Here is an 18,470-nt window from a genome sequence, read left to right as displayed (position 1 = left end):
GATCAGTCAGTTGCGGACGCGTGTACGGGGTTGGGAGGTCGGCATGGCGGCGCTTGCCTGGTTGCTGATTCCGCTTGTGGCTGCGATCGGCGCGGGCCTGTGGGGCAGTTGGGCCAACAGGACCCGCAGGGTTCGCGGTGACGGGCCCGAGCTCATCGGGTACGCCCGGTTCCGCGAGGCCATGGAGAAGACGGGGCCGAGCAGCTGATCGTGGCCGCCCGCCCGGGCGGGCGGCCCTGACGGTCACCTGACAGGAGCGTCCCGTACTGTCGTGCCATGCCACGCCGCACCGCGACGATGCTCGCCTCCACCCTGATGCTGATCGCACTCCTGTGCGTCGGAGTGTTCATCCCTGTGCCGTACGCGGAGATGTCCCCGGGGCCGACGGTGAACACCCTCGGGCAGCACGACGGCGAACCGGTCCTGCAGATCTCCGGACGCAAGACCTACGGCACGAGCGGGCACCTGAACATGACCACGGTGCGGGTGACCAGCGCCGACTACCGGATGAACCTCGTGGAGGCGGTGTACGGCTGGCTCGCGCACGACAACAAGGTCGTGCCTCACGACACCCTCTACCCGGACGGCAAGACGGAGGAGGAGTCGACCCAGGAGAACGCCGAGGAGTTCAGCCAGTCCCAGGAGAGCGCCAAGGTCGCCGCCCTGAAGGAACTCGGCATCCCGGTGAAGTCCTGGGTCATCGTCTCGACCGTCGTGAAGGACTCCCCGGCCGAGGGCAGGCTGCACGCCGGTGACGTGATCAAGGCCGTCGACGGCACGACGGTCAAGAAGCCCGGTGACGTCGCCGAACTGGTGACCAGGCACAAGCCGGGCGAGGACGTCGTGTTCACGATCGTGCCCGCCAAGGAGCAGGCCGCCGCCGAGAAGGAGAACCGGGCGACGGCGAAGACCGAGAACGTCACCATCACCACGGCGACGTCCGACGACGACGGCGAGAAGCGGGCCATCGTCGGGATCTCCGCCGGGACCGACCACACCTTCCCGTTCACCATCGACATCAAGCTCGCCGACGTCGGCGGCCCCAGCGCCGGCCTGATGTTCGCGCTCGGCATCTACGACAAGCTCACCCCGGGCAGCCTGACCGGCGGCGCGTTCGTGGCCGGCACCGGGACGATCGACGACGCGGGCGAGGTCGGCCCGATCGGCGGCATCGAGATGAAGACCGTCGGAGCCCGCGACAAGGGCGCCGAGTACTTCCTCACGCCCGCCGACAACTGCGCGACCGCCGCCAAGGACACGCCCGACGGGCTCACCCTCGTCAAGGTGGACACCATCGACGACGCCCTCGACGCCCTGAAGGACATCCGCGCCGGCGACACCGCCGACCTGCCGACGTGCTCGGCCAAGGGCTGACCGGCTCGGCCGAGGGCTGACCGCCAGCCCTCCCTCTGCCGAAGACGTCGGCAACGCCGACAACACCGACAACGACAGGGGGCGCCCCGCATCGCGCGGGGCGCCCCCTGCTGTCGTACGGGCCGGACCGCTCAGTCCTCGAACGTCGCCGCCAGGGCCTCCGCCAGGCCCGGCACCAGGTCGGACCCGGTGAGGACCTCCGTCGGGGAGTCCTTCTCGCGCAGCCGCAGCGCCGACTCGCGGGCGCCGTCACGCAGCACCGCGACCGTCATCCGGACCTCCTGACGCTCGGGGTGCTCGGCCACCCACTTCGTCAGCTGCGCCTCGTTCAGGTCCTGCGGGACCTGGGCCTCGGCGGACGGCGGCAGCATCAGACGCTCCACGGCGAGCGCGCAGCCCACCACCGCGTCGGGCCAGGCGATGGTGCCGAGGAACTCGTCGAGCGGCTTGTCCGTTGCAATTTCGTCCTGCTCGATCGGGGTGAGCCCGGAGGACTCCTGGTCATCCGTCAGACCGAGCCGGTCCGCGAGCGTGGGCTGCTCGGCCCGCAGCCGTGCGGTGTCGACAAGGGCGAAGAGGCGGGCGGGCTGGTCCCAGCCGAGACCGGAGACGTACTCGTCGATCTCCAGTACGGCCCGGGTGAGCGGGCTCGCCGCCATGGGGGTGTTGGACATGGTCACAATCCTGCCTCGTTCCCGCCCGGAATCGGGAACCGAGTAAAGGGTGAGTAAGTTGCATAGGTGTGGGGTCCACGATCACGGACCCCGCACACGGTCCACGAACACGCGGGCCTGACGGATCAACAGCGACTTCGAGGTGCGCACCTTGGCTTTCCAGATGCCGGACCGCGGCGGAGGCCCGACGGGGCCACGGATCAGAGTGGGCCGCCCGTCCCGGCGTGTCCGGACCCTGCTCATGACACTGGGCGTGCTCGCCGTGCTTCTCATGGCGTTCACCATGTTCGCGGGCTTCTGGGCCGACTGGTTGTGGTACCGCTCCGTGGACTACTCGTCGGTCTTCAAGACGACCCTGTGGACCAAGATCGGTCTGTTCTTCGTCTTCGGCCTGCTGATGGCCGTCGCCGTCGGGCTCAACATCTGGCTGGCGCACCGGCTGCGGCCCCCGCTGAGCGCCATGTCGGCCGAGCAGCAGAACCTCGACCGGTATCGCATGGGCATCGCCCCGTACAAGAAGTGGCTGCTCCTCGGGATCACCGCCCTCGTGGGCCTCATCGCCGGCGCCTCCGCCTCCAGCCAGTGGCGGACGTGGCTGATGTGGGTGAACGGCGTGTCCTTCGGCGAGAAGGACCCCCAGTTCAAGCTGGACGTGTCGTTCTACGCGTTCGACCTGCCCTGGTACCGGTTCCTGCTCGGCTTCGGCTTCGCCGCCGTGATCCTGTCCGTGATCGCCGCCGCGCTCACGCACTACCTGTACGGCGGCCTGCGCGTCACCAGCCCGGGCGCCCGCGCCACCGCCGCCGCCACCGGGCACCTGTCGGTGCTCATCGGTGTGTTCGTCGCCCTCAAGGCGGTCGCCTACTGGCTCGACCGGTACGGACTGGCCGTCAAGTCGAGCGACTTCAAGGCCACGGACAACTGGACCGGCCTCAGGTACGTCGACGCGAACGCCTATCTGCCCGCCAAGACGATCCTGTTCTGCATCGCCGTCATCTGCGCGCTGCTGTTCTTCGCCACGCTGTGGCGGCGCACCTGGCAGCTGCCCGTGATCGGCCTCGGCCTGATGGTGCTGTCCGCGATCCTCATCGGCGGCCTGTACCCGGCGATCGTCCAGAAGTTCCAGGTCCAGCCCAACGAGCAGGCCAAGGAAGCCCCGTACGTCGAGAAGAACCTCAAGGCCACGCGTGACGCCTACGGCATCGACGGCGCGAAGGTCACCGACTACCCGGGCACGAGCCAGACCGAGGACAAGACCCAGCTGCGGGACGACGTCGACGCCACGGCGAGCATCCGCATCCTCGACCCGAACATCGTGTCCCCGACGTTCCAGCAGCTCCAGCAGATCAGGAACTACTACGCGTTCCCGACCAACCTGGACGTCGACCGGTACAGCAAGGACGGCAAGGACCAGGACACCGTCATCGGTCTGCGCGAGCTGAACCTGAACGGCATCCCGAAGAACAACTGGATCAACGACCACTTCCGCTACACCCACGGCTACGGCGTGGTCGCCGCCGAGGGCACCACCTCCGACTCCGAGGGCCGCCCGAAGTTCACCGAGTCGGACCTGCCGTCCAAGGGCGACCTGGGCACGTACGAGCAGCGGATCTACTACGGCGAGCGGACCACCTCGTACTCGATCGTCGGCGGTCCCCAGAAGGAGATCGACTACTCCGACGACAGCGGGGAGAAGACGTACAGCTACAAGGGCGACAGCGGCGTCAACCTCTCCAACCCGGTCAACCGGGCGGCGTACGCGGTGGCGTTCAGCGAGCCGCAGATCCTCTACTCCGGTGCCATCGGCGAGGGTTCGCGGATCCTGTACAACCGCACGCCGAAGGAGCGCGTCGAGGCGATCGCCCCGTGGCTGACGATCGACGGCGACGCCTACCCGGCGGTCGTGGACGGCCGCATCCAGTGGATCGTGGACGCCTACACGACGACGAACGGCTACCCGTACTCGTCGCGCACGACCCTCGGCGACACCACGGCCGACTCGCTGACCGCCACGAACGACAACCGCGCAGTGGTGGCCCAGCAGAACCAGGTCAACTACATCCGGAACTCGGTGAAGGCGACCGTCGACGCGTACAGCGGTGAGGTCAAGCTCTACGAGTGGGACACCAAGGACCCCGTCCTCAAGACGTGGATGAAGGCGTTCCCCGGCACGGTCGAGGCCAAGACGGACATCTCCGACGCGCTGATGGCCCATCTCCGGTACCCGCAGGACCTGTTCAAGGTGCAGCGGGAGCTGCTGACCCGCTACCACGTCAAGGACGCGCAGACGTTCCTGAGCGGCAGCGAGGTGTGGCAGGTGCCGGACGACCCGACCAACAAGGCGGGCAACGCGGTTCCTCCGTACTACCTCAGCATGAAGATGCCCGACCAGCAGGCGCAGTCGTTCTCCCTGACGACGACGTTCACGCCCAACGGGCGTGACAACCTGAGCGCGTTCATGGCGGTCGACGCCGAGGCGGGCACCAGCGGCTACGGCAAGATCAGAATCCTGAAACTGCCGACGAGCACCACGGCCGCCGGACCCAAGCAGGTGCAGAGCCAGTTCAACTCCGAACAGGACATCGCCGAGACCATCAGGCTGCTGAGAGGCGGCGACTCCGAGGTCGAGTACGGCAACCTGCTCGCCGTCCCGCTCGACGGCGGACTGCTCTACGTGGAGCCGGTGTACGTCCGCGGTGGCGGCCTCAAGTACCCGCTGCTGCGCAAGGTGTTGGTCACCTACGGCGGCAACACGGCCTTCGAGGACACGCTCGGCGAAGCCCTCGACAAGGTCTTCGGAGCCGCGGGCGCGCCGGACCAGCCGCCGCCGGACGAGGGCGAGCAGGACACACCGCCGCCGCCGACGTCCGACAACCCGACGGTCCAGGAAGCGCTCGACGACGCCCAGAAGGCCTTCGAGGCCGGCCAGGAAGCCCTGAAGAAGGGCGACTGGGAGGCGTACGGCAAGGCGCAGCAGGACCTCGAGGACGCTCTGCAGCGGGCCGAGGACGCACAGTCCCGGGCCGCGCGCGGCAGCGGCGCCGGTGACGGGGACGGCAAGGGCGACAGCAGCCCGGGCGCGTCCGGCAGTCCGTCGCCGAAGCCCTCCGGCAGTCCGCAAAACAGCTGAGCCGATTGCCCACCCCGCGCCGTGATACGGTTGCAGAACAACGGCGCGGGGTGGAGCAGCTCGGTAGCTCGCTGGGCTCATAACCCAGAGGTCGCAGGTTCAAATCCTGTCCCCGCTACTGGAGTCGGCGGTCTCGACCGTTCGACCACAAGGCCCGGATCCTTCGAGGATCCGGGCCTTTGTGTGTGTGCGAACTCATGTGCCGACCCCTCCGACGGTCGTGCCGCCGTGGGGAGTTGGGAGAACTGTGTTTGACTTATCTCTCTGTGGGCATGTCGACAAAACGCTGAAGTGACCTCACTGGCTGCGGTATACCAGGTGTACCCAGGTTGCAGGTGGTGCGACGATGGACGTTATGGGGGACAAGGCAACTCTGTTCGGGACAGGGCGATTTGTGCAGCCGTCCGGCCGGGACGAGGCCGGCGACGAGGCGGGCGAGGCCGCCGAGGAGATGCGTCTGAGACTGGCCGCCGAAGTCGGCGACGTCGAGGCGATGAGCGTCCTCGGGGCCATGTTGCTGCGCCGCGGCGACCTCGACGGAGCCGAAACCCATCTGCGTGCCGCCACCGCCGCCGGTGACCGCGCTGCCGCCAACAACCTCGGGGTCCTCCTCCACCAGCGCGGCTACGCCGAGGAGGCGGCCGGCTGGTGGCGGATCGCCGCCGTGGCCGGATCCGCGGCCGCCGCGCACGCGCTCGGCCGGCACCACCGCGAGCGGGGCGACGAGCCCGCCGCCGAGTACTGGCTGCGCCAGTCCGCGGAACAGGGCCACGTCCTCGGCGCGTACGCGCTCGCCGACCTGCTGGAACACCGGGGTGACCCCGGCGCCGTGCGCTGGATGAGAGCCGCGGCCGAGCGCGGCCACCGCGAGGCCGCGTACCGGCTCGCGCGCGCCCTGGACCGGCGTGCGACGCGGGAGACCGGCGAGGACGGTACCGGCCCGGCCGCGGCGGAGGAGGCCGAGCAGTGGTACCGGCAGGCCGCCGCGCGAGGGCACCGGCGCGCCGCGCTGCACCTCGGCGCGATCCTGGAGAAGCGCGGCGAACTCAAGGAGGCCGGGCGCTGGTACCTGACCTCCGCCAAGGACGGCGAGGCGCGGGCCGCCTGCGCGCTCGGCTTCCTGCTGCGCGACGCCGGCGACACCGAGAACGCCGCCGCGTGGTGGCTTAAAGCCGCCCAGGACGGCGACGGCAACGCCGCGAACGCGCTGGGCGCGCTGCACGCCGAGCGGGGCGAGACCCAGACCGCCGAGCGGTGGTACCGCGCGGCCATGGACGCGGGCGACGTCAACGGCGCGTACAACCTCGGGCTGCTCTGCGCGGAGCAGGGCCGCACCACGCAGGCCGAGCAGTGGTACCGGCGCGCCGCGTACGCCGGACACCGCGAGGCGGCGAACGCGCTGGCGATCCTGCTGCTGCACAGCGGCGACGAGGCCGGCGCCGAGCCCTGGTTCTCCAAGGCCGCCGAGGCCGGCAGCGTGGACGCCGCGTTCAACCTGGGGATCCTGTACGCGGGGCGCGGCGAGGAGAAGGACGCGCTGCGCTGGTACGAGCGTGCCGCGTCCGCCGGGCACACCGAGGCGGCGCTCCAGGTCGGCATCGCCCGGCTGCGGGACGGCGACGAGCAGGACGCCGAACGGTACCTGCGCTGCGCGGCGGGGGGCGGCAGCGCGGAGGCCGCGTACCGGCTGGCGACGGTGCTCGACGCGCGCCGTCCGCCGGCGCCCGCGCACGAGCTGGGCGAGGCGGTGCACGAGAAGACCGAGTGCGAGGAGTGGTACGAGCGCGCGGCCTCGCAGGGGCACCGCCGGGCCCAGGTGCGCGTGGGCATGCTGGCCGCCGCGCGCGGTGACGTCGTCGAGGCGGCCCGGTGGTACCGGGAGGCCGCGGAGGCCGGCTCGCGCAACGGCGCCTTCAACCTGGGGCTGCTGCTCGCCCGGGAGGGCAGTGAGCCCGAGGCGGCGGTGTGGTGGACCCGGGCAGCCGACGCGGGGCACGGCCGGGCGGCGCTCCGGCTGGCCCTGGTCTACGCCCGCCGCGGAGAGCTGGCCGAGGGGCAGCTCTGGGCGGACCGGGCGGCGTCGCTCGGACCGGGTGCCGTCGCGGAGCGGGCGGAGCGGCTGCGGGACGCGCTGCGCGAGGAGCTGTCGGCGTGACGCCGGCCGTGACGCCGGGCCCGCAGCGGCCGTGCTCGGGGCCCCGCAGGTGAGCGATTTGCTTCTGACGTCGGCCTTGACGTAACGTTGCATTCACCGACGCGGGGTGGAGCAGCTCGGTAGCTCGCTGGGCTCATAACCCAGAGGTCGCAGGTTCAAATCCTGTCCCCGCTACTGAAGGCCGAGGGCCGGGATCCGAAAGGGTTCCGGCCCTCGGTGTTTTACACGGGTGTTTCGCACCGGTGTTTTCGCAAGAGGTGTTCTCGCAAGAAACCCCCGGCGGCGATCGGTGATCGCGGCCGGGGGTTTCTGAAGGGCCTGGGGCTACGCCGAGACGCAGCTGGGGCAGAGGCCGCGGTACGTCACCTCGACGTCCGAGACCGTGAAGCCGAAGCGCTCCGAGTCCGGGAGGTCCGCCAGCGGGTTCCCGCTCGGGTGCACGTCCCGGATCGCGCCGCACTGGGCGCACACCAGGTGGTGGTGCGGTCGGTGCGCGTTCGGGTCGTACCGCTTCGCGCGCCTGTCCGTGGCGACCTCCAGCACCTCGCCCAGCGAGACCAGCTCGCCGAGGGTGTTGTAGACGGTCGCCCGGGAGATCTCGGGCAGCTTGGCGACAGCCCTGGCGTGCACCTCGTCGGCCGTCAGATGGACGTGTTCGCCGTCGAGGACCTCGGCCACGACGCGCCGCTGCGCGGTCATCCGCCATCCGCGTCCACGCAGCCGATCCAGAAGGTCACTCATGCGCACCAGCCTAGCAGCAAGGGGGACCAGGTCCCGAACAGGTGTGGAATTAGAGTCTTGTTTGACTTGGACAAAGTCCAATGTAGGATCGAGAACGGCTTTGGCCAAGCAATAGGAACAGACGCAGTACCAGGAGGCGCGACGTGACGCAGGGACCGCTCACTACGGAGGCCGGTGCTCCGGTTGCCGACAACCAGAACAGCGAGACCGCGGGCGTCGGTGGCCCGGTACTCGTCCAGGACCAGCTGCTCCTCGAGAAGCTGGCCCACTTCAACCGGGAGCGCATCCCGGAGCGCGTGGTGCACGCCCGCGGCGCGGGTGCCTACGGCACCTTCACGGTCACGGCCGACGTCACGAGGTACACGCGTGCCAAGTTCCTCTCCGAGGTCGGCAAGCAGACCGAGGTATTCCTGCGCTTCTCGACCGTGGCGGGCAACCTGGGCGCGGCGGACGCGGTCCGTGACCCGCGCGGTTTCGCGGTGAAGTTCTACACCGAGGAGGGCAACTACGACCTCGTCGGCAACAACACCCCGGTGTTCTTCATCAAGGACGCCATCAAGTTCCCCGACTTCATCCACACCCAGAAGCGCGACCCGTACACGGGCTCGCAGGAGGCGGACAACGTCTGGGACTTCTGGAGCCTCAGCCCGGAGAGCACCCACCAGGTGACCTGGCTGTTCGGCGACCGAGGCATCCCCGCCTCGTACCGTCACATGGACGGCTTCGGCTCGCACACCTTCCAGTGGAGCAACGAGGCCGGCGAGGCGTTCTGGGTGAAGTACCACTTCAAGACGGACCAGGGCATCAAGAACCTGACCGCCGCGGAGGCCGAGGTCCTCGCGGGCAAGGACCCCGACTCGCACCAGCGCGACCTGCGCGAGGCCATCGAGCGGGGCGACTACCCGAGCTGGACCGTCGGCGTGCAGATCATGCCGGTGGCCGAGGCGGCGACGTACCGCTTCAACCCGTTCGACCTGACCAAGGTGTGGCCGCACGCGGACTACCCGGTCGTCTGGTTCGGCAAGCTGGAGCTCAACCGCAACCCGGAGAACATCTTCGCCGAGGTCGAGCAGTCGATCTTCAGTCCCGCCCACTTCGTGCCGGGCATCGGTCCCTCCCCGGACAAGATGCTCCAGGGCCGCCTCTTCGCGTACGGCGACGCCCACCGCTACCGCGTCGGCATCAACGCCGACCACCTGCCGGTGAACCGCCCGCACGCCACCGAGGCGCGCACCCACTCCCGTGACGGCCACCTGTACGACGGCCGTCACAAGGGCGCGAAGAACTACGAGCCGAACAGCTTCGGCGGACCGTTCCAGACGGACCGCCCGCTGTGGGAGCCGGTCCGGGTCGCCGGCGGCACCGGCAACCACGAGGCTCCCTCGCATGCCGAGGACAACGACTTCGTCCAGGCGGGCAACCTCTACCGGCTGATGTCGGAGGACGAGAAGGAGCGCCTGATCGACAACCTGGCGGGCGCCATCTCGCAGGTCTCGCGCGAGGACATCGCCGAGCGCGCGATCGACAACTTCCGGCAGGCCGACGGCGACTTCGGCAAGCGGCTGGAGGCCGCGGTCCAGGCCCTGCGCGGCTGATCACCAGCACTGGTCACCAGCACGGGACCGCTTGCCGCGGCGACGGGCCGGACCCCCTTCGGGGGGCCCGGCCCTTTCGCGTTCTCGTCTTCCTGCCCGTCCTCCCTCAGGCCGGTACCTGCGCCCGGACCGGCGCCCAGCAGCGGATGATGTCGCGGACCGAGACGACGCCGGTGGGCTCGCCGCCGTCGAGGACGACGAGGTGGCGGAATCCGCCGTGGGTCATGGCACAGGCCGCCTCCTCCAGCGTCCAGGACGGGGCGGCGAACACGACGTCGGTGGTGGTGTGGGCGTGCGCGCGTTCGGTGTCGGGGTCCTGGCCGAGCCCCACGGAGTTGAGGACGTCGCGTTCGGTCAGGATGCCGATGTTGCCGGCGTCGGGGTCGAGGACGACGGCCGCGCCGACCCGGCGGGCGGACATCAGGGCGGCGGCCTGGCGCAGGGTGTGGTCGGGGCCGATGGTGAGGACCACGGTGCTCATGGCGTCACGGACGAGCATGGATGGAGCCACCTCCTAAGGAATCCGAGGACTTAGTTCACGGATTCACAAATTCACAAGTGGGGGGACTCTCAGAGTGGCAGGCAACGCCGGGGCCAACAAGAGGGCCGACGGGGGCGGCCGGGGCGCGCGACGGCGCTCAGTAGCGCTGGTTGAGATACCCCAGCAGCTCGTCGTGGAGCGGGCCGTTCGACGCCGCCGCGTTGCCGCTGTGCGGGCCGGGGCGGCCGTCGAGGCCGGTGAAGGTGCCGCCCGCCTCGGTCACGATGATCGCGTTCGCCGCCATGTCCCACAGTGACAGCTCGGGCTCCGCGCACATGTCCACCGAGCCCTCGGCGACCATCATGTACGGCCAGAAGTCGCCGTACGCGCGCGTGCGCCACACCTCGCGGGTCAGGTCCAGGAAGCCGTCCAGCCGGCCCTGCTCCTCCCAGCCGCTCAGCGAGGAGTACGCGAAGGACGCGTCGGCGAGCTTCGCGACCCGGGACACCTGGAGCCGCGACGCGGAGGACAGGCTGCGGCCGGAGAAGGCGCCGTAGCCCTTCGCGGCCCACCAGCGCCGGCCGAGCGCGGGCGCGGAGACGACGCCGACGACCGGCTGGAAGCCGCTCTCACCCGCCTCCATCAGGGAGATGAGCGTGGCCCAGACCGGGACGCCGCGCACGTAGTTCTTCGTGCCGTCGATCGGGTCGATCACCCAGCGGCGCGGGCCGGTGCCCTCCACGCCGTACTCCTCGCCGAGGATCGCGTCTCTCGGGCGCGCGCGCTGGAGCTGGCCTCGGATGAGGTCCTCCGCCGCCCGGTCCGCCTCGCTCACCGGCGTCATGTCCGGTTTGGTCTCCACCTTCAGGTCGAGGGCCTTGAACCGGTCCATCGTCGCGGCGTCCGCGGCGTCCGCGAGGACGTGGGCGAGACGCAGGTCATCAAGGTAGTCGGGCATGCAACGAACCGTATCTGTCATGAGCGTCCCAGGGCTACGGGGGGCAGCGCGCACCGCGACCGGGCGCCGGTCCCGGGACTCCGGGAACCCTTGACAGTGCCCCACCCCGCGTCAAACCTGTCCGCAGAGCCGCTCGCCCCGAGGGAGGCGATGATGCCTGCAGCGCGGGAGTCCCTGCTGGACGCCGCATACACGGCCCTGGCGCGCCGACCGTGGTCGGCGGTGCGGATGGTGGACGTGGCCGCGGCGGCCGGAGTCTCCCGGCAGACGCTCTACAACGAGTTCGGCAGCAAGGACGGGCTCGCCCGCGCGCTCGTCAGGAGGGAGGCCGACGCCTACATCGCCGGTGTGGACCGCGCCCTCGCCGGGCCTCCCGACCTCCGCGACCGCCTCACCGCGACCGCCGAGTGGACCGCGTCGGCGGCCCAGGGCAACGCCCTCGTCCGCGCCCTGCTCACCGGCTGCTGGAGCGAGCGGCTGCCCTCGCCCTCGCCCGCGCCGGTGCCGTCGTCCTCCGCCGTCCCCGCGCAGCGCCGCGCGAACGGCCCGCTGCCCTCGCCCGGCGACCTCGTGACCCTGGTCCGCGACCGCGCCGTGGCGGCGCTGGCCCCGCCCGGCACGCCACGGGCGGACACCGCCGAACTGGCCAGGTCCTGCGAGCTCGTCGTCCGTCTCGCCCTGTCCTGCGTGGCCGCGCCGCCCGCCGACGGGGGCGTCGCCGACCTGGTGCGCGGCGCGCTGCCGCGGCAGGCCGGGTGAGCGCTCAGCGGCAGGCCGTATGAACGGTCAGGGGCACGCCGTTGAGTGATCAGTGGCACGCCGTGTGAGCGTTCAGTGCGCCGAGCCGGACAGTTGGAGGCCCACGATGCCGATGATGACCAGGCTGATCGACACGATCTTCAGCGTGGACACGACGTCACCGAGGAAGATCATCCCGTAGATCGCCGTGCCGGTCGCGCCGATGCCCGTCCACACCGCGTAGGCAGGCCCGACGTCGAGCTTCTTCAGCGACAGCGTCAGCAGGCCGAAGCTGCCGAGCGCGAAGACGCAGAACGCGAGCGTCGGCCAGAGCCGGGTGAAGCCGTGGGACAGCTTGAGGCAGACGGCGAATCCGGTTTCGAGCACCCCGGCCACGATGACCAGCAGCCACGCCATGTGTCGTCTCCCTCGTGTCCCGCGTGTCCGCGTCTCGTCGGGCCCAGGTCGGACTGTGCGCCGCTTCGGTTGCGACTGGGTGCGATTATGCACTTGCCATCCGGACGCCGGGACAAACAACGCGGAGGTCAGTCGCCTTCCTTGCGCTCCCGGGTCGCCAGCAGCCTGCGCAGCGAGTACAGCCGCGCCGGGTCCGCGTGACCTTCCGCGACCCACTGGTCCAGCGCGCAGTCCTGCTCGTCGTGACTGCACGCGCGCGGGCAGCCCTCCGTGCCGGGCTCCAGGTCCGGGAAGGCGTGGATCACGCGGGACGGGTCGACGTGCGCGAGCCCGAAGGACCGCACGCCCGGGGTGTCGATCACCCAGCCCTCGGCCCCGTCCAGCGGCAGCGCCAGCGCCGACGTGGTGGTGTGCCGGCCGCGCCCCGTCACCGCGTTGACGTGCCCGGTCAGGCGGCGGCGCTCCTCGGGGACGAGCGCGTTGACCAGGGTCGTCTTGCCGACTCCGGAGTGACCGACGAACGCCGTGGCCTTGCCGGCGAGATGCTCGCGCACGCGGTCGGCGGCGCCGCCGCTCTCCAGCTCCTCGCGGCTGGTGACGACGTAGGGGATGTCCAGGTCGCCGTACAGCTCCAGGAGTTCGTCCGGCGGGGCGAGGTCGGACTTCGTCAGGACGAGCAGCGGGGTGAGGCCGCCGTCGAAGGCCGCGACGAGGCAGCGGTCGATCAGGCGCGGGCGCGGCTCGGGGTCGGCGAGCGCGGTGACGACGGCGAGCTGGTCGGCGTTGGCGACGACCACCCGCTCGAACGGGTCGTCGTCGTCGGCGGTGCGCCGCAGCACCGACGTCCGCTCCGCGATGCGCACGATGCGGGCCAGTGTGTCCTTCTTGCCGGACATGTCCCCGACCAGGGCCACCCGGTCGCCGACCACGGCGGCCTTGCGGCCCAGCTCGCGCGCCTTCATCGCCAGGACGACCCGGCCCTCGACGAGGCAGGTCAGGCGCCCCCGGTCGACCGTGAGGACCATGCCCTCGGCGGCGTCCTCGTGCTTGGGCCGGATGTTCGTGCGCGGCCGGTTGCCCTTGCGGTTGGGGCGGCTGCGGATGTCGTCCTCGTCGGTGTGCTTGCCGTAGCGGCGCATGGCGAACGTCCTTACGCCCCGAGCATCCCGGTCCACAGGTCGGGGAAGTCCGGCAGCGTCTTCGCGGTCGTCGCGACGTTCTCGATCCGCACGCCCTCCACCGCGAGGCCGATGATCGCGCCCGCCGTGGCCATGCGGTGGTCGTCGTAGGTGTGGAAGACCCCGCCGTGCAGCCGGCGCGGGCGGATGTGCAGTCCGTCGGCGGTCTCGGTGACGTCACCGCCGAGTTCGTTGATCTCCTTGGTGAGCGCGGCCAGCCGGTCCGTCTCGTGCAGCCGCAGGTGCGCCACGCCGCGCAGCGTGGACGGGGAGTCGGCGAGCGCGGCGACCGCGGCGATGCCCGGCGTGAGCTCGCCGACCTCGCTCAGGTCCACGTCGATGCCGTGCACGGCACCCGATCCGGTGAACTGCAGGCCGTAGTCCGTCAGCTCGCAGGAACCGCCCATTTCGGTGAAGATCTCCCGCAGCCGGTCGCCGGGCTGGGTGGTGCGGGCCGGCCAGTCCGGGATGGTGACCTTGCCGCCGGTCACCAGCGCCGCCGCCAGGAACGGCTGGGCGTTCGACAGGTCGGGCTCGATGGTCAGGTCCCGGCCGAGCAGGGCGCCCGGCGTCACCCGCCACACGTTCGCCTCGCCGCCCGACTCGGGGGTGTCCACCTGGGCGCCGACCGCGCGCAGCATGTCGACCGTCATGCGGATGTGCGGCATCGACGGCAGCGTGGCGCCGGTGTGACGGACCTCGACGCCCTGGTTGAAGCGCGGCCCCGACAGCAGCAGGGCGCTGACGAACTGCGACGACGAGGACGCGTCGATCGAGACCGGGCCGCCGTCCAGCGCGCCGCCGCCGTGCACCGTGAGCGGCAGCGCGCCCCGGCCGTCGTCGTCGATGCGGGCGCCCAGACCGCGCAGCGCGTCGATGACGCCGTGCAGGGGACGCTCGTAGGAGCGGGGGTCGCCGTCGAAGCGGACGGGGCCGTCGGCCAGCGCCGCGACCGGCGGCAGGAAGCGCATCACCGTGCCGGCGTTGCCGACGTCGACCGTGGCCGGGCCACGCAGGCCGGCGGGGATCACACGCCACGCCTCGCCCGTGCCGTCCGGGCCCACGCCCTCCTCGATGCCGACGCCCATCGCGCGCAGGGCACCGGCCATCAGCAGGGTGTCGCGGGAGCGCAGCGGGCGGCGCAGCCAGCCCGGCTCGGAGGCGAGGGCGGCCAGCACCAGGGCGCGGTTGGTGACCGACTTGGACCCCGGCACGTGGACCGTCGCGTCGACGGCTCCGCTCGCGTGCGGGGCGGGCCAAAGGGCGGTGTGCGCAGGGTCAATGGTCATGCGCACCACTTTAGTGGCTGCGAGTGACCGGAGATCTTGATCAGAAACGGCGAAATTGGAGCGAAACACGGCTGTGGTAGACGGGATGGCATGTGCCCCGCATTTATGCGCCCGCGAGGGGTGCAAGTCGGCGCCCGCGGGCAGCGCGGGGGACTCACACCTCCAGCAGCCAGCGGCCCCCGCCTATCAGCGAGCACAGCGACACCGCGTGGAACAGGAACAGCCACAGCGCGGCCGGCACGTTCGTCAGCCGTGACAACTGGTCCGCGTCCGAGTCGCCCGCCCCGCCCCGCGACCGCTTCGCCTGGAGCTCGAACGCCGGACGCACCCCGCCGAGCAGCAGGAACCACACCACCACGTACGCGAACGCCGCCTGCACCTGCGGACCGGTCAGCCACGACACCAGGACGAACAGGGCGCCGGTGAGGATCACCGTCAGCGCCCCGTACGCGTTGCGGATCATCACCAGCATCGCCACGAGCAGCGCCGTCGCCAGCCACAGCAGCAGCGTGATGCGCCCCGACGCGAGCAGGGCCGCGCCGCCGAGGCCGAGCAGTGGGGGAGCGGTGTAGCCGCCGGCGGCGGTGAGGATCATGCCGATGCCGTACGGCTTGCCGCGGCTGACGGTCAGGCCGCTGGTGTCCGAGTGCAGCCGGATGCCGGTGAGCGTGCGGCCGGTGAGCAGCGCGACCAGGCCGTGGCCGCCCTCGTGGGCGATGGTGATCGCGTTGCGGGCCATGCGCCACAGCCTTTGCGGCACGACCACGGCGAGCGCCGCGACCAGGGTCGCGATCACCACCCACAGGTCGGGGTCGGGCTGGGTGCCGGAGACCTCGTCCCAGAGGGAGGCGAGCGAGGCGGATGCGAGCTGATGCATGTTCGGAAGGGGCTCCTCGTGGTCGCGCGGAGTCTGGCAGTGTGGCACGTATGTGCGGACGGTATGCAGCCAGTCGTAGGCCCGAGGATCTCGCAGGAATCTTTGAGATCGAGAAGTGGGAACCCGAGGAGACCCTGGCCCCCGACTACAACGTGGCTCCCACCAAGGAGGTCCACGCCATCCTCGACCGGCCCCTGAAGGACGCCCCGGACCCGCGGCCGGTCCGCCAGCTGCGGAAGCTGAAGTGGGGCCTGGTGCCGTCCTGGTCGAAGACCCCCGAGGGCGCCGCCCGCATGATCAACGCGCGCTCGGAGACCCTCCACGAGAAGCCGTCGTACCGCCGTGCCTTCGCGACCCGGCGCTGCATCCTGCCCGCCGACGGCTACTACGAGTGGGTCACCGGCAGCCAGGAGCGGGAGCTGGAGGTCGAGGGGAAGAAGAAGCGGCCGCGCAAGCAGCCGTACTTCGTGACGCCCGCGGACGGCTCGGTGTTCGCCATGGCCGGCCTGTACGAGTTCTGGCGCGACAGGACGCTCCCGGACGACCACCCGGGCGCCTGGTGGGTGACGTGCTCGGTGATCACCACCGAGGCGGAGAGCACCCCGCTCGCGGTCGCGCCCGCCGAGGGCCCGCGCTCGCTCGCCGACATCCACCCCCGGATGCCGCTGATGCTCACCCCGGACCGCTGGGACGCCTGGCTCGACCCGGCCCGCACCGACCTGGACGACCTGCGGAGCCTGCTCGCGCCCCCGCCGCCCGGCCTGATGCGCGCCTTCCCGGTGTCCACGGCCGTCAGCAACGTCCGCAACAACGGCGCGGAGCTGCTCAAGGAGCTTGAGGCGCCCGAAGAGGGCACACTCTTCTGACGTGACCACCAAGACCCGCCGGAGCACCGGGACCCGCGCGACCACCGAGGACGTCGAGACCGAGGCGGGCACCGCCCGCGTCACCTGGCACCCGGCGAAGAAGGCCCGGTTCGTGCTGGCCGCGAGCCACGGCGCCGGCGGCGGCATCGAGGCGCGCGACCTCGCGGCGCTCGCCGCCGCCCTGCCCGCCCACGGCGTGACCGTCGCCCTCGTGGAGCAGCCCTGGCGGGTGGCCGGCAGGAAGCTGGCGCCCGCCCCGAAGACCCTCGACACCGGCTGGCGCGGCGTCTGGCCCGCGCTGGCCGCGCCGGGGCCGCCGGTGATCGCGGGCGGACGCAGCGCCGGCGCCCGCGTCGCCTGCCGCACGGCGGACGGACTCGGCGCCGCCGGTGTCCTCGCGCTCGGCTTCCCGCTGCACCCGCCGGGCAAGCCCGAGAAGTCACGGGCGGACGAGCTGCTCGCCGTCGGGCGGGCGGGCGTGCCGCTGCTGGTCGTGCAGGGCGGCAACGACCCCTTCGGCCGCCCCGAGGAGTTCCCCGAGGGCTACGAGCCCGGCGTCGTCGTGCCCCGGGCCGACCACGGTTTCGCCGTGCCCAAGCGTGCGGACCTCACCCAGGACGAGGCCCTCGCGCTGATCGTCGACGGCGTCGCCGCGTGGGTCCGGTCACTGGGCTGACCGCCCGGGAATGGTCACTGGGCCGATCGCCCGGGAACGGTCACCGTGCCGACCGCCCGGGAATGCGGAATGCGCGAGTGCTGTTGTGCGGGACGTGAGTGCCGGCCGTCGGCACCGTCGTCGTAGGAGAGGAAGTCCGCCGCATGGGGTCGACCTACTGCCCGAGCCGCTCCAGCCGCGCCGAGCTCGACTGGACCGTGCTGCACGCGGCGAAGACCGCCCCGCTCAGGGCGTCGGGCGGACCGAATCGACAGGCGTCCCCGACCACGGGTCGTCTATCCTCCGAATCGAGTGGGACCGGCCTCGGTCCCGCGCCAACACTGGAGGAGGTGGGTCCGGTCACCGGTACCGACGCAGGGACCGAGAACGGCCAGGCGGAGCAGCCCGAGGGCCGGGGTGTCGCGGAGTCGACCGCGGAGCGCAGCGCGCGCTTCGAGCGGGACGCGCTGGAATTCCTCGACCAGATGTACTCGGCCGCGCTGCGCATGACGCGCAACCCGGCCGACGCCGAGGACCTGGTGCAGGAGACGTACGCGAAGGCGTACGCGTCGTTCCACCAGTTCCGTGAAGGCACCAACCTCAAGGCGTGGCTGTACCGGATCCTCACCAACACCTTCATCAACTCGTACCGCAAGAAGCAGCGCGAACCGCAGCGCAGCGCGGCCGAGGAGATCGAGGACTGGCAGCTCGCCCGTGCCGAGTCGCACATGTCGACGGGCTTGCGCTCCGCGGAGTCGCAGGCGCTCGACCACCTGCCCGACTCGGACGTCAAGCAAGCGCTCCAGGCGATCCCCGAGGAGTTCCGCATCGCCGTGTACCTGGCGGATGTCGAGGGCTTTGCGTACAAGGAGATCGCCGACATCATGGGGACACCCATCGGTACGGTGATGTCCCGGCTGCACCGGGGACGCCGCCAACTGCGCGGCATGCTGGAGGACTACGCCCGCGAGCGCGGACTGGTCCCGGCCGGCGCGGGAGAGTCGAACGAAGCGAAAGGCTCGGGGTCATGAGCTGCGGAGAGCCGCACGAGACGGATTGCAGCGAAATCCTCGATCATCTCTACGAGTTTCTCGACCGGGAGATGCCGGACTCGGACTGCGTGAAGTTCGAGCACCACTTCGAGGAGTGCTCGCCCTGCCTGGAGAAGTACGGGCTCGAGCAGGCCGTGAAGAAGCTGGTCAAGCGGTGCTGCGGGCATGACGACGTGCCGGGCGACCTGCGGGCCAAGGTCATGGGACGGATCGACCTGATCCGTTCCGGCCAGGCCGTCCCCGAGCACGACGTGACGGCCACGCCGCAGGAGTCCTAGCTCCTCCCGCGG

The 18,470-nt window shown here is 71.0% G+C and carries 18 protein-coding genes and 2 tRNA genes; 12 read left to right on the top strand and 8 right to left on the bottom strand.

Annotation, left to right across the window (positions count from 1 at the left end; genetic code table 11):
* Positions 1-76: 76 nt before the first annotated feature.
* Positions 77-208, top strand: a complete 132-nt coding sequence (locus ACZ7D7_RS01295) for a hypothetical protein (protein WP_470822475.1) — start codon at positions 77-79, stop codon at positions 206-208.
* Between the two features lie 68 nt (positions 209-276).
* Positions 277-1,374 (top strand): YlbL family protein, encoded by a 1,098-nt coding sequence (locus tag ACZ7D7_RS01290; RefSeq protein ID WP_470821402.1) that lies wholly within the window; start codon positions 277-279, stop codon positions 1,372-1,374.
* A gap of 131 nt (positions 1,375-1,505) precedes the next feature.
* On the opposite strand, the gene ACZ7D7_RS01285 is transcribed toward ACZ7D7_RS01290, so the two are convergent.
* Entirely contained in the window at positions 1,506-2,048 is a 543-nt protein-coding gene (locus ACZ7D7_RS01285) for a PPA1309 family protein (protein WP_470821400.1), read from the bottom strand.
* Between the two features lie 163 nt (positions 2,049-2,211).
* On the opposite strand from ACZ7D7_RS01285, the gene ACZ7D7_RS01280 reads away from it, so the two are divergent.
* From ACZ7D7_RS01280 to ACZ7D7_RS01265, 4 genes are all read left to right on the top strand, one after another.
* Positions 2,212-5,178: a UPF0182 family membrane protein gene (locus ACZ7D7_RS01280; protein WP_470822414.1), complete on the top strand. Its 2,967-nt coding sequence runs from the start codon at positions 2,212-2,214 to the stop codon at positions 5,176-5,178.
* 44 nt (positions 5,179-5,222) lie between these two features.
* Positions 5,223-5,296 (top strand) — tRNA-Met (locus ACZ7D7_RS01275).
* 228 nt (positions 5,297-5,524) lie between these two features.
* Positions 5,525-7,333 carry a tetratricopeptide repeat protein gene (locus ACZ7D7_RS01270; RefSeq protein WP_470821399.1) on the top strand — a complete coding sequence of 603 codons (1,809 nt, stop codon included), beginning with the start codon at positions 5,525-5,527 and terminating at the stop codon, positions 7,331-7,333.
* A gap of 100 nt (positions 7,334-7,433) precedes the next feature.
* Positions 7,434-7,507: transfer RNA gene (locus tag ACZ7D7_RS01265), tRNA-Met, on the top strand.
* 150 nt (positions 7,508-7,657) lie between these two features.
* Here the strand turns inward: ACZ7D7_RS01265 and ACZ7D7_RS01260 are convergent.
* On the bottom strand, positions 7,658-8,074 hold the full coding sequence (locus ACZ7D7_RS01260; protein ID WP_470821398.1) for a Fur family transcriptional regulator: 417 nt from the start codon (positions 8,072-8,074) through the stop codon (positions 7,658-7,660).
* Positions 8,075-8,217: 143 nt separating this feature from the next.
* On the opposite strand from ACZ7D7_RS01260, the gene ACZ7D7_RS01255 reads away from it, so the two are divergent.
* Positions 8,218-9,669, top strand: a complete 1,452-nt coding sequence (locus ACZ7D7_RS01255; RefSeq protein ID WP_470821397.1) for a catalase — start codon at positions 8,218-8,220, stop codon at positions 9,667-9,669.
* Between the two features lie 106 nt (positions 9,670-9,775).
* On the opposite strand, the gene ACZ7D7_RS01250 is transcribed toward ACZ7D7_RS01255, so the two are convergent.
* Positions 9,776-10,168 (bottom strand): CBS domain-containing protein, encoded by a 393-nt coding sequence (locus tag ACZ7D7_RS01250; protein ID WP_470821395.1) that lies wholly within the window; start codon positions 10,166-10,168, stop codon positions 9,776-9,778.
* 139 nt (positions 10,169-10,307) lie between these two features.
* Positions 10,308-11,108, bottom strand: a complete 801-nt coding sequence (hisN, locus tag ACZ7D7_RS01245; protein ID WP_470821393.1) for a histidinol-phosphatase — start codon at positions 11,106-11,108, stop codon at positions 10,308-10,310.
* Between the two features lie 150 nt (positions 11,109-11,258).
* Between hisN and ACZ7D7_RS01240 the strand changes: the two genes are divergently transcribed.
* The gene (locus tag ACZ7D7_RS01240) at positions 11,259-11,867 is read left to right on the top strand and encodes a TetR/AcrR family transcriptional regulator (protein ID WP_470821392.1); all 609 of its coding nucleotides are present in this window, start codon (positions 11,259-11,261) and stop codon (positions 11,865-11,867) included.
* A 72-nt stretch (positions 11,868-11,939) separates the two neighbouring features.
* On the opposite strand, the gene ACZ7D7_RS01235 is transcribed toward ACZ7D7_RS01240, so the two are convergent.
* From ACZ7D7_RS01235 to ACZ7D7_RS01220, 4 genes are all read right to left on the bottom strand, one after another.
* A complete protein-coding gene (locus ACZ7D7_RS01235; protein ID WP_470821390.1) occupies positions 11,940-12,263 on the bottom strand; it encodes a DMT family transporter in 324 nt (107 codons plus the stop codon).
* 128 nt (positions 12,264-12,391) lie between these two features.
* A complete protein-coding gene (gene rsgA / locus ACZ7D7_RS01230; RefSeq protein ID WP_470821389.1) occupies positions 12,392-13,402 on the bottom strand; it encodes a ribosome small subunit-dependent GTPase A in 1,011 nt (336 codons plus the stop codon).
* An 11-nt stretch (positions 13,403-13,413) separates the two neighbouring features.
* The gene (aroA, locus tag ACZ7D7_RS01225; RefSeq protein ID WP_470821387.1) at positions 13,414-14,730 is read right to left on the bottom strand and encodes a 3-phosphoshikimate 1-carboxyvinyltransferase; all 1,317 of its coding nucleotides are present in this window, start codon (positions 14,728-14,730) and stop codon (positions 13,414-13,416) included.
* Positions 14,731-14,884: 154 nt separating this feature from the next.
* Positions 14,885-15,607 (bottom strand): M50 family metallopeptidase, encoded by a 723-nt coding sequence (locus ACZ7D7_RS01220; protein WP_470821386.1) that lies wholly within the window; start codon positions 15,605-15,607, stop codon positions 14,885-14,887.
* Between the two features lie 50 nt (positions 15,608-15,657).
* On the opposite strand from ACZ7D7_RS01220, the gene ACZ7D7_RS01215 reads away from it, so the two are divergent.
* The 4 genes from ACZ7D7_RS01215 (at position 15,658) to rsrA (ending at position 18,458) form a co-directional block, all read left to right on the top strand.
* On the top strand, positions 15,658-16,473 hold the full coding sequence (locus tag ACZ7D7_RS01215; RefSeq protein WP_470821385.1) for an SOS response-associated peptidase: 816 nt from the start codon (positions 15,658-15,660) through the stop codon (positions 16,471-16,473).
* Position 16,474: 1 nt separating this feature from the next.
* Positions 16,475-17,149, top strand: coding sequence for an alpha/beta hydrolase family protein (locus tag ACZ7D7_RS01210; protein ID WP_470821383.1), 675 nt, complete (start codon positions 16,475-16,477; stop codon positions 17,147-17,149).
* Positions 17,150-17,478: 329 nt separating this feature from the next.
* Positions 17,479-18,159, top strand: coding sequence for an RNA polymerase sigma factor SigR (gene sigR / locus ACZ7D7_RS01205; protein WP_279548584.1), 681 nt, complete (start codon positions 17,479-17,481; stop codon positions 18,157-18,159).
* Positions 18,156-18,458 (top strand): mycothiol system anti-sigma-R factor, encoded by a 303-nt coding sequence (gene rsrA / locus ACZ7D7_RS01200; RefSeq protein ID WP_279548583.1) that lies wholly within the window; start codon positions 18,156-18,158, stop codon positions 18,456-18,458. The genes sigR and rsrA overlap by 4 nt, the downstream gene beginning before the upstream one ends.
* Positions 18,459-18,470: the final 12 nt, after the last annotated feature.

This window comes from Streptomyces sp. NPDC037054 (genome assembly GCF_055606745.1).
Note: the sequence above shows the minus strand (reverse complement) of the source record. Positions and strands in the feature narration are given on the sequence as shown.